Raw genomic sequence first — 14,278 nt, 5'->3', positions numbered from 1 at the left:
GATGCTGGCCTCTCTCCCTCGTTCGCCACTCTTGCGCTTTGCTTACGCGGCCTATGTTGCGCTTTTCTTTGTCTATATGGCGCTGCCCTTGGCGGTGGTGGCGGTCTTTGCCTTCAACGACAGCCAGTTTCCCGGCCTGCCATGGGAAGGTTTCACGCTGGATTGGTTCATCGGGGCAGAGCAACCCCGCCTGGGTCTGATCAACGACCGGAGGATCGTCGCGGGGTTTTTCAACTCGGCCTTTGTTGCGTTTTGGGTCACGGCCCTGTCGCTGACCGTTGCAACCACGACTGCCTTTCTCTTTGATCGCCATGATTTCCGGTTCAAGGAGTTCGCCTATATCATGATGCTGGCACCGTTGGTCATTCCGGGGGTGATCCTTGGTATCTCAATCCTCGTGTTTTCGTCCACGCTGGCAGAGGCGGTGAATTCTCTTACGGGATACGAGATTTCTGCCCTGCGACCGGGGCTCTTTCTGGTGATTCTCGGGCAGTTTTCCTTCATCACCACTATTGCGACCCTTGTCATCGCCGCGCGTCTGCGCCGCTTTGACCGCACGCTGGAAGAGGCGGCGCTCAACCTCGGAGCAACGCCGGCGGTGGTCTTTATGACCATTACCCTGCCATGGCTGCGGCCTGCGCTCTTTGGTGCGGGGATCGTTGCCTTTTTGATTTCCTTCGAGAATTTCAATACCACGCTAATCCTCAATGGGTCGAATGCACCGCTGACGGTGACAATGTTCGACCGCATGCGCGAAGGCTCGACCCCGGTGCTCAACGCTGTGTCGGTGACGCTTATGGTGGGATCGGGCCTGTTGGGCCTGTTGGGTATTCTCGTCCAAGGGCGCGGGCAAAAGTCCTAATAGCCCGATGCCGCGGTGCGGCATTGTTTTCTGCAACCGCAAATAAAATGGGCGGTGCGCCTGAGAACTGCCCAAAAAGCGGCAATCTTGGCCCTTGATGCGTCGTGGTGCGTGCTCTGGCTAGAGCAAATTGCGCCAGTTCTGTTTGCTGCCACCTGTCTGAAACGGCTCAGACCCCACACAGAGAGGCCTTGGTCCCGCGAGACCGCGCCCCGCTGTGGAGAGGTTAAAACAATATGCTGCGGCGCAAAATGACGGTGGGGGATCCGAAATTGAACAACGCCACGACGCGCGCAGCCCGGACATGGGAGTTCCGAACGAAATGACGAAAAGAACATTTATGGCGAGCCTCGTTGCAACCACCGTTCTGGCAACGGCTCCGGCGCTGGCTCAGGATTGCCCCGTCAAGGTGGGCGTGCTGCATTCGCTCTCGGGAACGATGGCAATCTCGGAAACCACGCTCAAGGACACGGTCCTGATGCTGGTCGAACAACAAAACGCCAAGGGCGGGCTGCTGGGTTGCCCGATCGAGGCGGTCGTGGTCGATCCGGCCTCGGACTGGCCGCTCTTTGCGGAAAAGGCGCGCGAATTGCTGACCGTGAACGAGGTCGATGTGATTTTCGGCTCCTGGACCAGCGTCAGCCGCAAATCCGCCCTGCCGGTGCTCGAGGAACTGAACGGCCTCATGTTCTATCCGGTGCAGTACGAGGGCGAAGAATCCTCGCGCAACGTGTTCTACACCGGCGCTGCACCCAATCAACAGGCGATCCCGGCAGTGGATTACTTCCTCGAAGAACTGGGCGTCGAGAGCTTTGCGCTGTTGGGCACGGACTATGTCTATCCCCGCACCACCAACAACATCCTTGACGCCTATCTGAAATCCAAGGGCGTCGCGGCCGAGGACATCTTTGTCAACTACACCCCGTTTGGCCATTCCGACTGGGCGACCATTGTCGCGGATGTGGTCGCTTTGGGCGCTGGCGGTAAAAAGGTCGGTGTGATTTCGACCATCAATGGCGATGCAAACATCGGCTTTTACAAGGAACTGGCCGCCGCCGGTGTCAGCGCCGATGACATTCCCGTTGTCGCCTTTTCGGTCGGCGAAGAAGAGCTGTCAGGGCTTGATACAACCGAACTCGTGGGGCACCTTGCGGCGTGGAACTATTTCCAGTCCGCCGATACCGAGATCAACGCCGCATTCGTCAAGGCATGGAAGGCTTATGCCGGTGAAAACCGCGTGACCAACGACCCGATGGAGGCACATTACATCGGCTTCAACATGTGGGTGAATGCGGTCACGCAGGCGGGCACAACCGACGTGGATGCCGTGCGCGAGGCGATGTGGGGGCAGAAATTCCCCAACCTCACCGGTGGCACGGCTGTCATGCTGCCGAACCACCACCTGACCAAGCCGGTGCTGATTGGCGAGATTCGGGCCGATGGGCAGTTCGACATCATCAGCCAGACCGAGGAAGTGCCGGGTGACGCCTGGACCGATTATCTGCCCGAGAGCGCGCCGCTCACGAGCGATTGGAAGGATCTGGGCTGCGGTATGTACAATACCGAAACCAAGACCTGCGTGCAGATGACGTCGAACTACTGACGCGGACCGGGCGCGCGGTGGTGATGCCGCCGCGCGCCTCTCCTCCCGAGCAAGGCCTTCATCCAGATGCGTTCGATTCCCTCCCTCGCCCGGCTTGCGGCGACAGTGCTTGCCCTTGGCATCTTGTCCGTGTTGCGGCCCGTCGTGGCACTGGCGCAGGACGGGTTGCAACCGATCTTGCAAGAGTATCAGGCCGAGATCGCCAAACCGTCGCGCAGCACCGTTGAGAAGGTATTGAGCGGGTTGATGGCCGCCGACCGCCCCGGCACCGCCGAATTCCTGCTGCGCTGGCAGGATCGTGGGGTTTATGCGCGACCCACCGATGGTCTGTTTTTCTACGCCGAAGAGATCGGCGATGCGCTGCGATTGATCGACATCGACAGCGGCGCGGCCGTGGCCGAGGTCAGCAGCCGCGAGGTGAGCCAGATACGACCTAATTCTGGGGTGCGGGCAGTGATCGCTGCGGCCCTGGTGCCTTTCGAATTGAACGCGCCCGATCCAGCGCGGAGGGAGGCCGCGCTGGATGCAATCGCCCGTAGCGGTGATGCCAGCCAGATCGACCCGCTCAGCCAGTCCATCGAGACCGAGACCGATCCCGCGCTGAAACAGCGCAAGGAACGGCTCTTGACCCTCTTGACTGCGCAGTTTGCATCGGCGTTGCCCTATCGCCTTGCGGCAATAGAGGGCTTGGCGGGGGATACCAGCATCGAGGCGCGCAGCGTGCTCAATCAGTTGACGGCGCGGGTGCCGGGAGTGGGCACCGCGCTGCCAACCGGAGCCAACATTGCGAACGTGCTCGAGGTTGGCACAGATATTTCCGAGGTCGAGGCCTATGACAGGCTGGTATCTGCCAATCTTGCACCGCCACGTCAGAGTGCCACGGATCGCCGTGATGTGCTGGCACAGCATATCGTCGATGGTGCGGTGGGCGGCGTGCCCCTGCATCTGCTCAATACGGATGCCGCCCGCGCCCGTGCCTATGAGGCGCTGGAGGCCGCAGGCACCGTGCCCCCACGCGCCGCCGAGGATGAGGTGGCGCGCGCGGTGGCCGCGCATGTGTTCTACGAGGTTTATACCGAGCCTAACCCCGAGGTGACGGCCGCCGCCGAGGATGCGCTGTCCGCCACATCGCACACGCTTGGGCTTTATCAGACGCTCGATCTGGTGCTGGATGGGCTGTCGCTCGCGTCGATTTTTTTCCTCGCGGCCATCGGCCTTGCCATTACCTTTGGCGTCATGGGCGTCATCAACATGGCGCATGGCGAGTTCATCATGATGGGGGCCTACACCGGCTATGTGGTGCAGCTCTTCGTTCCCGATTACACCGTCAGCCTGATTATCGCTCTGCCGCTGGCCTTTGTCGTGACCTTTGGTGCAGGCGTGGCGATGGAGCGGCTCGTGATCCGGCATCTCTATACCCGGCCTCTGGAAACGCTGCTGGCCACATTTGGCATCTCGATTGCCTTGCAGCAATTGGCCAAGAACATCTTTGGCACGCAAGCGCGTCCTCTGACCGCGCCCGATTGGTTGAGCGGTGCGCTAACGCTGAATGACATCGTGAGCATCAGCAATATTCGCGTGGCGATCTTCGTCCTCGCGCTCATCTTTCTGGCACTGCTGCTCTTCATCCTCAAGCGCACAAGGCTGGGGCTTGAGGTGCGGGCGGTCACGCAGAATCCCGGTATGGCGGCCAGCATGGGCATCGACCCGGACCGCATCAACATGCTCACCTTCGGTCTTGGGTCCGGCATCGCGGGGATCGCAGGCGTGGCGATCGGCCTCTACGCACAGGTCACCTCCGAGATGGGGGCGAATTACATCGTCCAGAGTTTCATGACCGTTGTCGTGGGCGGTGTCGGCAATGTCTGGGGCACACTGGCGGGGGCCTCGCTGATCGGCTTTCTGCAAAAGGGGATCGAGTGGTTCAACCCCTCGAACACGCTGGCAGCGCAGACCTATATGATCCTCTTCATCATCCTTTTCATCCAATTCCGGCCCAAGGGCATCGTCGCCCTCAAGGGTCGCGCGGCGGGAGACTGAGCCATGAGCACACCCGAGATTGCCCCACGCAGGCGGTTTCTGGCGGAAAACCCGTCGGTCCTGTGGTTCCTAGGCTGTCTCGCGCTCTTTACATTGGGCGTGACAGTGTTGTCCGAGGGGTTCGGTCTAGCCCTGATTTCCACGTCAATGGTCAAGATCCTCGGCATGACGCTCTGCCTCTGTCTCATCGCCGTGGCGATGGATGTGGTCTGGGGCTATTGCGGCATCCTCAGTCTCGGACATTTCGCATTTTTCGGACTTGGCGGCTATGCCATCGGCATGTGGCTGATGTACGCGCGCACCCAAGGGATCGTGGTGGAGTCCCTCTCGGCGACGCCCATTCCACCGACTGATATCGAGATCGAGAAAGCCATCGCCAGCCAGATTTTCGGCGTGGTGGGCAGTAACGAGCTGCCCTGGCTCTGGGGGTTTGCCCATAGTCTTACGCTGCAGCTGATGATGGTGGTTCTGGTGCCGGGCCTCTTGGCGCTGGTCTTTGGCTGGCTGGCGTTCCGCAGCCGTGTCACGGGTGTCTACCTGTCCATTCTCACGCAGGCGATGACGCTGGCGCTGTCGCTCTATCTCTTTCAGAACGACACCGGGTTGCGCGGCAACAACGGCCTCTCTGGATTGCAGAACATCCCCGGCCTTGACCATGTGCCCCAATCCGCCTTGTCGTTGTGGTTCTTCTGGGCCTCTGCCCTTGCACTCGGGCTGGGCTATCTGGTGTTTGCCTGGCTTGTCTCGGGCAAGTTCGGCTCGGTCATCCGCGCCATTCGCGACAATGAAGCGCGGGTGCGGTTTCTGGGCTATGACGTCGAGAGCTACAAGCTGATGATCTTTACCCTGACCGCTGTTGTTTCAGCCATTGCGGGTGCGCTCTATTACCCGCAGGCGGGCATAATTAACCCGGCAGAGATTGCGCCGATTGCCTCGATCTACCTTGCGGTCTGGGTGGCCATCGGCGGGCGCGGGCGGCTCTATGGGGCTGTGATCGGGGCGGCTGTGGTCAGCCTTGCGTCAAGCTGGTTCACGGGTGGCGGCGCGCCTAATATCAACCTCGGGTTCTACACGATCAATTGGACCGATTGGTGGCTGGTGCTCTTGGGTCTCGGCTTTGTCGCGGTCACGCTGTTTTTCCCGCGTGGCATCGGGGGGCTTTTTGACATGATCGTGAGAAAACCATGACCACGCTTCTCGAAGTCTCGGGCGTCTCTGTTACCTTCGATGGGTTCCGCGCGATCAACAACCTGTCCATTCAAGTGGCAGAGCCAGAGTTGCGCGCTGTGATCGGGCCGAACGGGGCGGGCAAGACGACCTTTATGGATATCGTCACCGGCAAGACGCGGCCTGATGAGGGCCGGGTGATCTGGGGCGAAAAGAACGTCTCGCTCCTGGGGTTGAGCGAGAGCCAGATTGCACGCGCAGGCATTGGCCGCAAGTTTCAGAAACCGACGGTCTTTGAGGCGCAGACCGTGCGCGAGAACCTAGCGATGGCGCTCAAGGCCAGGCGCGGGCCATTCGATGTGCTGCTCTATCGCCGTTCCAAGACCGCAACCGCCCGGATTGCCGAACTGGCCGAGGAAATCGGCCTCTCCGATGCGCTGGCGCGCCGCGCCGGAGAGTTGAGCCATGGGCAAAAACAATGGCTGGAAATTGGCATGCTCTTGGCGCAGGACCCGCGCCTGCTGCTGGTCGACGAACCCGCCGCCGGGATGACCCCGGCCGAGCGCGAACATACCACAGACATTCTTAAACGGGCGGCGGAAACTCGCGCCGTGGTGGTGATCGAGCATGACATGGAGTTCATCCGCCGCCTTGGTTGCAAGGTGACTGTGCTGCACGAAGGCTCGGTTCTGGCCGAAGGCAGTCTGGATCACGTGACCCAAAACCAACAGGTGATTGATGTCTATCTGGGGAGATGAGCGATGCTGAGCGTCGAGAACCTCACGCTGCATTATGGCGCGTCGCAAATCCTGCATGGAGTCAGCCTGACCGCGCGTCCCGGTGCGGTGACGGCGGTCATGGGTACCAACGGGGTGGGCAAGACCAGCCTCCTCAAGGCGATCGCCGGGCGGCATCCCTACTCGGGGGGTAAGATTTCCCTGGATGGGGTTGCGTTGGACCATCTCAGCGCGGCGCAGGCGGCGCGGGCGGGCATCGGCTATGTGCCGCAGGGGCGCGAGGTGTTTCCGCTCCTGACCGTGACCGAGAATCTCGAAACCGGCTTTGCCTGTCTGCCAAAGTCAGAGCATCGGATTCCGCCACGGATTTATGATCTCTTTCCGGTGCTGGAACAGATGAAAGACCGGCGCGGCGGTGATCTGTCGGGCGGGCAGCAGCAGCAACTGGCCATTGCCCGCGCGCTGATTGCGCGGCCCCGGGTGCTGTTGCTTGACGAACCCACCGAGGGCATCCAGCCCAATATCATCAAGCAGATTGGCGAGGTGATCGGCCTTTTGCGCGACGAAGGGGAAATCGCCATCGTTCTGGTCGAGCAGTATTTCGATTTCGCCTATGGGTTGGCGGATGATCTGGTGGTCTTGAACCGTGGCGAGGTGCGGTTGTCCGAACCTGCGGCAACAGTCGAGCGCGCGCGGTTGTTGCGTGAGGTGTCTATTTAGTGGGCGGTATGCGTTAAAAATAGGCGTTGGCGGGCGGCGCGTGGGTTTCAGGCTGGATTGACGCGCGCGACCACTGGCGGGCCGTGACGCAACGAGTAGCCTCTGTGCTGTCGCAACCCGGAATCTGCCATGACCGCCTGTCCTGCCCCCTTGCATCAGCGTAGCCACGGCGCGGCCCATGTTGGCCTCTTGCCCGGCCCTGCGGGGACGCGGCTTGACCGGTTGCATCAGGAGGGATCGGCCAAGGCCTTTATCCATTCCGGCGCATCTGGCCCCGAGGTGGTCTTTCTCAATACCTCTGGCGGCTTGGCCGGGGGCGATACCTTGGCCTATTGCCTTGATCTGGCAGCGGGATGTCAGGCGACCGCCACCACGCAAACAGCCGAGCGCGCGTATTGCAGCACGTGCGGGCCTGCGCATGTCACTGTCCGGCATGTTGTCGGGGCTGGCGCGCATCTCGATTGGTTGCCGCAGGAAACCATCCTCTATGACAGCAGCGACCTGCATCGCGAGACTACTATCGATCTGGCCGAGGATGCCTCTTGCCTGATGCTCGAGGCCGTCGTTCTGGGCCGTGCGGCCATGGGCGAAACGCTGGAAAACGTCACCCTGCGCGATACCCGCCGGATCATGCGTGCGGGCCACCCTGTGCTGATAGAGCCGTTGCATCTGGTCGCTGAGGCGTTGACCGCAGGCCCTGCTGTTTTGTGCGGAGCGCGGGCATTTGCCACGCTTGCTCTGGTGGCGCCCGGGGCTGTGGATGCGGTCGGGCGCGCTCGGGCGGAGTTGACCGAAGAGGGCGTGACAGGCGGGGCCTCAGGCTTTGACGGCAAGTTGGTGATCCGCCTCATGGCGGGTGATGGGTGGCCACTCAAGCGCCAGATCATGCGCCTTTTGCGCGCTCTGCGCCCTAGCCCATTGCCCCGCGTTTGGCAGAATTAGGAGAGACACGCGATGAACCTCACGCCCCGCGAAAAGGACAAGCTATTGATTTCGCTGGCTGCGATGGTCGCTCGCGGCAGGCTTGCGCGCGGGGTCAAGCTCAACCACCCCGAGGCGGTGGCGCTGATCACCGACTTCGTGGTCGAGGGCGCGCGCGACGGGAGGACGGTCGCCGATCTTATGGAGGCGGGCGCGCATGTGATTACGTCTGATCAATGCATGGAGGGCATTCCGCAAATGATCCATGCCGTGCAGGTCGAAGCGACTTTTCCCGATGGCACGAAACTTGTCACCGTTCACAATCCCATTCGCTGAAAAGGATCTGATGATGCGCTATCCCGTTGCCTTTTTCCTGCTTACCCCCACGCTGGCGCTGGCCCATTCCGGCCCTCATCTGCATCCGCATGGGATTGACGCGCTGTGGGTGGCTGTCGTCGGTGTCATCGCGGCGGCAGGGGGCTATGTCCTGGCCAAGGTGCGGAAATGATCCCCGGCGAGGTGCTGTGCGCCGAGGGCGAGATCACCCTTAACGCGGGCGCGCCCGTGACGGTGCTGATGGTCGCCAATACCGGCGACAGGCCCGTTCAGGTGGGTAGCCATTATCACTTTGCCGAGGCCAATAGCGGGCTTTCGTTCGACCGAACTGCGGCCCGCGGGCAGCGCCTAGATATTCCCGCCGGCACCGCCGTGCGGTTCGAGCCGGGCCAAAGCCGCGAGGTGCGGCTCATCCCCTATGGCGGTACGCGGCAGGTGTTCGGCTTTAACCAACAGGTGATGGGAGATCTCTGAATGCCCCATGCGATCCCCCGCTCCGCCTATGCCGCCATGTATGGCCCCACCACCGGCGACCGGCTGCGCCTTGGCGATACCGACCTCATTATCGAGGTAGAGCGCGATCTGACCACCTATGGCGAAGAGGTGAAGTTCGGCGGCGGCAAGGTGATCCGCGACGGCATGGGGCAGAGCCAGACCTCGCGTGCGGGTGGGTCCATGGACACCGTCATCACCAATGCGCTGATCGTCGATCATCAGGGGATCACCAAGGCCGATGTCGGTCTGCGCGATGGTCTCATTGCCGCCATCGGCAAGGCGGGCAACCCCGACACGCAATCGGGCGTCGATATCGTCATCGGACCGGGAACCGAGATCATCGCCGGAGAGGGCCGCATTCTCACCCCCGGCGGGTTCGACGCGCATATCCACTTCATCTGTCCTCAGCAGATCGAGGATGCGCTGCATTCCGGTATCACCACAATGCTCGGCGGCGGCACCGGCCCCGCCCATGGCACGCTCGCCACCACTTGCACGCCGGGAGCTTGGCATATCGGGCGGATGCTCCAATCGCTCGACGCCTTTCCGATGAATTTCGGCCTCTCGTCCAAGGGCAACGCGAGCCAACCCGAAGCACTGGTCGAGATGGTCCGCGCGGGGGCCTGTGCTATGAAACTGCACGAGGATTGGGGCACCACGCCCGGCGCGATTGATTGCTGCCTGAGCGTCGCAGACGACATGGACGTGCAGGTGATGATCCACACCGACACGCTCAATGAAAGCGGCTTTGTGGAGAATACGCTTGCCGCCATCAAGGGCCGCACGATCCATGCCTTTCACACCGAGGGCGCGGGCGGCGGCCATGCGCCCGACATCATGAAGGTGGTGGGCTATGATCATATCCTGCCGTCGTCGACCAACCCCACCATGCCCTATACCGTCAACACGATCGAAGAACATCTCGACATGCTGATGGTCTGCCACCATCTCGACAAGGCGATCCCCGAGGATGTGGCCTTTGCCGAGAGCCGTATCCGCCGTGAAACCATCGCGGCCGAGGACATTCTGCACGACATGGGCGCGTTTTCTGTCATGGCCTCGGACAGCCAGGCCATGGGGCGCGTGGGCGAGGTGATCATCCGCACCTGGCAGACGGCCTCGAAGATGCGCAAACAGCGCGGCCGTTTGGCAGAAGAGACGGGCGACAACGACAATGTGCGGGTGAAACGCTATATCGCGAAATACACCATCAACCCCGCCATCGTCCACGGGATGAGCGCCCATATCGGAAGCGTCACGCCCGGCAAACGCGCCGATCTGGTGCTGTGGGACCCGGCGTTCTTTGGGGCCAAGCCGGAAATGGTGCTGATGGGCGGCTCTATCGTGCTGGCGCAGATGGGGGATCCCAATGCGTCCATTCCCACGCCGCAACCCGTCTATTCGCGGCCGATGTTCGGGGCCTATGGGCGTGCGGTCGAACGCTCTGCCGTGCTCTTTGTCAGCGCAGCGGCGCAGGCGGACGGGATTGGCGCCACGCTCGGGCTGGCCAAGGAAACCGTGGCCGTTGCCAATACCCGCACCATCACCAAGCGCGACATGATCCACAACAGCCTGACACCAGAGGTCGAGGTCCATCCCGAGACTTACGAAGTGCGCGCCAACGGTGAATTGCTCACCTGCGAGCCGGCCTCGGAGTTGCCCCTCGCACAGCGCTATTTCATGTTCTGAAGGCCAAACCATGACCGATCTGCCCGTAACCCGCCGCCTGCTGCATCACGCGCCCCACTGCATCGCAGATACCGTCGTGCTCGATTATGACGCGCGGCTGATGCGGCGCAAACGACTGGTGGGGCGCGGCGGCCTCGCGTTTCTGGTCGATCTGGCAGAGGTGACGAACCTGGACGATCACTGGGGCTTTGCGCTGGAGGATGGGCGCGCGGTGGGCGTCGAGGCGGCCCCCCGAGGACCTGATCGAGGTGCGCGGAGATCTGGCGCGGCTGGCCTGGCATATCGGCAACCGGCACACGCCCTGTCAGATCGGTGCGGATCATCTGACGATCCGGCGCGACCATGTGATCGAGGCGATGCTGGCGCATCTGGGGGCGGATCTGACCCCCGTCACCGGTCCGTTCCGCCCCGAAGGCGGGGCCTATGGCAAGGGGCGCACCATGGGGCATGATCATGGCGGGAATGATCACGGTCACACACATAGCCACGCCTGATGCTCACCCTTTCCCATCTCACCCTTGTGCACTGGCTCTCGCCCGCCTTTCCGACCGGGGCTTTTGCTTATTCCCACGGGCTAGAGGCCGAGATTGCATCGGGTGTGGTGCATGATGCCGCCAGTCTTGAGACTTGGCTCGGGAATATCCTGCGCTTTGGCGCGGGCTGGCAGGATGCGGTGCTGCTGGCGCAAGCGCTCGAGGGAGAGTGCGATGCGCTCGACGATCTTGCCCGTGCGCTGCAACCCTGCGCGGAACGCTTGCGGGAAAGTCTGGAACAGGGGGCCGCTCTGACGCGGTGCGTGGCAGGGATGACAGGCCATCATTTGCCCGCGCGCCTCTTGCCCGTATCGGTAGGAGCGGCGGCGGCCGAATTGGGATTGCCCAAAAGGGATGTGATCGCGCTCTATCTGCAGGGCTTTGCCGGCAACCTCGTGACCATCGGCATTCGGCATGTGCCTCTGGGTCAGACCGAGGGGCAGGCGGTTCTGGCGCGGCTTTTGCCCTCTATTCATACGCTGGCAGAGCATGCCGCTAGCGCCACACTGGACGACATCGGAACCTGCACGCTGGCGGGCGATCTGGCGGCGCTGCGCCACGAAACCATGGACGTAAGGATATTCCGCACATGACAGCCAAAAGCATGAACGGCCCGCTACGCGTGGGCATCGGCGGCCCGGTGGGCGCGGGCAAGACGACGCTGACCGAAATGCTGGCCCGCGCGTTGGCGCAGCACTGTTCCATGGCGGTGATCACGAATGACATCTACACCCGCGAGGATGCCGACTATCTCATGCGGGCGCAGGTGCTGCCCGCCGACCGCATACGGGGCGTGGAAACCGGCGGCTGCCCGCATACGGCGATCCGCGAGGATGCCTCGATCAATTTGGCGGCGGTGGATGACCTGTCGGCCGCCTTTCCTGATCTTGATCTGATCCTGATCGAGTCGGGCGGGGACAACCTTGCTGCCACGTTCAGCCCGGAACTGGCGGATATCACCCTCTATGTTATCGACACCGCCGCCGGTCAGGACATTCCGCGCAAGCGTGGACCGGGAGTGACGAAATCGGACCTTCTGGTGGTGAACAAGACGGATCTCGCCCCCTACGTGGGCGTTGATCTGGCGCGTCTGGAGGCCGATACCGCACATGCCCGTGCAGGCAAACCCTATGTGCTGGCGCAATTGCGCCTCGGCTTGGGCGTTGATGCCGTGGTCGATTTCATGTTGCAGGAGGGGGGCTTGCAGGTGCAACCGTCGCGCGCGACGGCGGTTTTTGAATCGGGGGCCTAAGATTGAAGGCCCTTGAGAAACACCTGGATCGCCAATTTTTGCCGCGTTGCGAGCGCCTCTGGCGTGGCAAGACAGTCAGGATCGAGCAATGACTCGAGCGGCCATGGCCGCACCATGTCAAGCAGTAGCAGCGCTGCGTCGGTGGTGTCCTCGACCGCGATTTCGCCGCGCGCCAAACCTCGCTCCAACTCAGCTTTGAGAATGCACATATCGCGCCGCATCAGGGTCTGGACCAAATCGCGGCCTATGTCCGGCGCGTGGGGCACCTCGGCCACAAAGGCCCGCAGGATTTCGAGCGGCAGGCCATAGCCCTGATGACGACCTTGCGACAGCACGCGTTCTAACCGCTCGGCGATTGGAAGGGCGGTGTCGCTGTCGGGCAGGGGACGAATGAACCCGTTGGCCACCTTGTCGATATAGGCGCGAAAGAGCGTGCTGCGGCTGGCAAAGGCGGTGTAGAGCGTCCTCTTGGACATGCCCGCACGCACGGCGATCGCCTCCATTGTGGCCCCGTCCAGCCCGCGCTCTGCATGTACCGCCTCAAGCGCCGCAAAAATGGCCTCGCGCCGATCTTCGCAACTGAGCGTGACAGGGCGGCCACGACGGATTTTGCTCTGGGCTTGGTCGCGCTGCATGCTACCTACACCCTATCGCCTCATTTTCGCACAACGGTTGTGCGCGCGGCCTTGTGCTGTTGCCATTTTCCCGATTGTCATATTTATAAAACTCAGGCGTTTTATATCGACCGGACGCTGTTCTGCCAATCCATATCGTGAAAGGGTCCCTGATGGCTGCGTTTCCCCGAATGATCCGCGTGCTCGCGCTCTGTGCCTGCCTCGTGCCGGGGGGTGTCGTAGCGCAACAGGGGCAGGGGCCCACGCCCGTTACCGTGGTAACGCTTGCGCCGCAGGACGTGACGCTGACCTCTCTCTTGCCGGGGCGGGTTGCGGCCTCGGCAGAGGCCGAAGTGCGCCCGCAGGTCAACGGGATCATCACCGAACGGCTGTTCGAAGAGGGCGCAGATGTAACCGAGGGTGATCCGCTCTATCAGATCGACAAGGCGACGTATGAGGCCGCCGTGCGGCAGGCCCGCGCCGGTGTGGCGCAGGCCGCCGCGCAGTTGCGCGCAGCAGAGCGCGAGGCGCAGCGTCTGGTCGAATTGCAATCGCGCAACGTCGCCAGTGAACAGGCTCTGGACGAGGCCACATCGACCCGCGATGCTGCCGCTGCGGGGCTTGAGTTGGCCGAAGCGCAGCTCAATTCCGCCGAGATCGAACTGTCGCGGACCACCATTCGCGCGCGGCTTTCGGGGCGGATTGGCCTGTCGCTAACGTCGCAGGGTGCGCTTGTGACCGCAAGCCAGTCTCAACCCCTGACCGTGATCCGCAATATCAACCCAGTTTACGTCGATGTTACACAATCCGCCGCAGATTTGCTGAGGTGGCGGCGCGGCGAAACCGAGCGCGATCTTGCCGGCGCAGATGCGACGGTACGCCTAAAGTTGGCAGACGGCTCGGATTACAGCGAAACCGGAGAGCTCAAGGCGGCGGAACCGAATGTAAATCCACAAACCGGGGTCGTCACGCTGCGGATGCAGTTCGACAATCCCGATCTGCTGCTTTTGCCGGGTATGTATGTGCAGGTGGAAATGCCCGTCGAGGTGGCCCGCGACGTCTATCTCGTGCCGCAAGAAGGGGTAGTCCGCGACCGACGCGGGCGGCCTATGGCTTGGGTGGTCAAAGGTGACGGCGTGATCGAGGAACGCGCGCTGAGCGTCATTCAGAATCGTGGCAATGCCTGGGTGGTAGAGGAAGGGCTGAACCCCGGTGATCGCGTGATGGTGGCCGGGTTCCAGAAAACCGCCCCCGGTGCCACGGTCGCCCCCGAAGAGCGCGCCGCCGCGCCACAACAGTAACCGACCGG

15 protein-coding genes and 1 pseudogene are annotated in these 14,278 nt (G+C 62.2%); 15 read left to right on the top strand and 1 reads right to left on the bottom strand.

Annotated elements, in window-relative coordinates:
* Position 1: 1 nt before the first annotated feature.
* The 14 genes and pseudogenes from ROSMUC_RS14100 (at position 2) to ureG (ending at position 12,355) form a co-directional block, all read left to right on the top strand.
* On the top strand, positions 2-862 hold the full coding sequence (locus tag ROSMUC_RS14100; protein WP_037274414.1) for an ABC transporter permease: 861 nt from the start codon (positions 2-4) through the stop codon (positions 860-862).
* Positions 863-1,202: 340 nt separating this feature from the next.
* Positions 1,203-2,465, top strand: a complete 1,263-nt coding sequence (urtA, locus tag ROSMUC_RS14095) for an urea ABC transporter substrate-binding protein (protein ID WP_102105967.1) — start codon at positions 1,203-1,205, stop codon at positions 2,463-2,465.
* A 66-nt stretch (positions 2,466-2,531) separates the two neighbouring features.
* Positions 2,532-4,505: an urea ABC transporter permease subunit UrtB gene (urtB, locus tag ROSMUC_RS14090; protein WP_037274412.1), complete on the top strand. Its 1,974-nt coding sequence runs from the start codon at positions 2,532-2,534 to the stop codon at positions 4,503-4,505.
* A 3-nt stretch (positions 4,506-4,508) separates the two neighbouring features.
* On the top strand, positions 4,509-5,693 hold the full coding sequence (gene urtC, locus ROSMUC_RS14085; protein WP_037274410.1) for an urea ABC transporter permease subunit UrtC: 1,185 nt from the start codon (positions 4,509-4,511) through the stop codon (positions 5,691-5,693).
* A complete protein-coding gene (gene urtD / locus ROSMUC_RS14080) occupies positions 5,690-6,430 on the top strand; it encodes an urea ABC transporter ATP-binding protein UrtD (RefSeq protein ID WP_037274408.1) in 741 nt (246 codons plus the stop codon). The genes urtC and urtD overlap by 4 nt, the downstream gene beginning before the upstream one ends.
* A 3-nt stretch (positions 6,431-6,433) precedes the next feature.
* Positions 6,434-7,129: an urea ABC transporter ATP-binding subunit UrtE gene (gene urtE, locus ROSMUC_RS14075; RefSeq protein WP_037274406.1), complete on the top strand. Its 696-nt coding sequence runs from the start codon at positions 6,434-6,436 to the stop codon at positions 7,127-7,129.
* A 129-nt stretch (positions 7,130-7,258) separates the two neighbouring features.
* The gene (locus ROSMUC_RS14070) at positions 7,259-8,071 is read left to right on the top strand and encodes an urease accessory protein UreD (RefSeq protein WP_037274403.1); all 813 of its coding nucleotides are present in this window, start codon (positions 7,259-7,261) and stop codon (positions 8,069-8,071) included.
* A 12-nt stretch (positions 8,072-8,083) separates the two neighbouring features.
* A complete protein-coding gene (locus ROSMUC_RS14065) occupies positions 8,084-8,386 on the top strand; it encodes an urease subunit gamma (protein WP_037274400.1) in 303 nt (100 codons plus the stop codon).
* A gap of 13 nt (positions 8,387-8,399) precedes the next feature.
* Positions 8,400-8,558 (top strand): hypothetical protein, encoded by a 159-nt coding sequence (locus ROSMUC_RS21045; RefSeq protein ID WP_170062573.1) that lies wholly within the window; start codon positions 8,400-8,402, stop codon positions 8,556-8,558.
* Positions 8,555-8,860 (top strand): urease subunit beta, encoded by a 306-nt coding sequence (locus tag ROSMUC_RS14060; RefSeq protein ID WP_037274397.1) that lies wholly within the window; start codon positions 8,555-8,557, stop codon positions 8,858-8,860. The genes ROSMUC_RS21045 and ROSMUC_RS14060 overlap by 4 nt, the downstream gene beginning before the upstream one ends.
* Positions 8,861-10,570: an urease subunit alpha gene (gene ureC, locus ROSMUC_RS14055; protein ID WP_037274394.1), complete on the top strand. Its 1,710-nt coding sequence runs from the start codon at positions 8,861-8,863 to the stop codon at positions 10,568-10,570.
* Positions 10,571-10,580: 10 nt separating this feature from the next.
* Positions 10,581-11,064, top strand: a pseudogene (locus ROSMUC_RS14050) (urease accessory protein UreE).
* Positions 11,064-11,696, top strand: coding sequence for an urease accessory protein UreF (locus ROSMUC_RS14045; protein ID WP_037274391.1), 633 nt, complete (start codon positions 11,064-11,066; stop codon positions 11,694-11,696). The pseudogene ROSMUC_RS14050 and the gene ROSMUC_RS14045 overlap by 1 nt, the downstream one beginning before the upstream one ends.
* Positions 11,693-12,355, top strand: a complete 663-nt coding sequence (gene ureG / locus ROSMUC_RS14040) for an urease accessory protein UreG (RefSeq protein ID WP_052115369.1) — start codon at positions 11,693-11,695, stop codon at positions 12,353-12,355. Before ROSMUC_RS14045 ends, ureG begins: the two co-directional genes overlap by 4 nt.
* Here the strand turns inward: ureG and ROSMUC_RS14035 are convergent.
* On the bottom strand, positions 12,352-12,990 hold the full coding sequence (locus tag ROSMUC_RS14035) for a TetR/AcrR family transcriptional regulator (protein WP_037274389.1): 639 nt from the start codon (positions 12,988-12,990) through the stop codon (positions 12,352-12,354). The two genes, ureG and ROSMUC_RS14035, sit on opposite strands and share 4 nt — an antisense overlap.
* Positions 12,991-13,142: 152 nt before the next feature.
* On the opposite strand from ROSMUC_RS14035, the gene ROSMUC_RS14030 reads away from it, so the two are divergent.
* Positions 13,143-14,270 carry an efflux RND transporter periplasmic adaptor subunit gene (locus ROSMUC_RS14030; RefSeq protein WP_037274386.1) on the top strand — a complete coding sequence of 376 codons (1,128 nt, stop codon included), beginning with the start codon at positions 13,143-13,145 and terminating at the stop codon, positions 14,268-14,270.
* Positions 14,271-14,278: the final 8 nt, after the last annotated feature.

Origin of the sequence: Roseovarius mucosus DSM 17069 (genome assembly GCF_000768555.3) — a bacterium.
GTDB classification, from domain to species: Bacteria; Pseudomonadota; Alphaproteobacteria; order Rhodobacterales; family Rhodobacteraceae; genus Roseovarius; species Roseovarius mucosus.
Note: the sequence above shows the minus strand (reverse complement) of the source record. Positions and strands in the feature narration are given on the sequence as shown.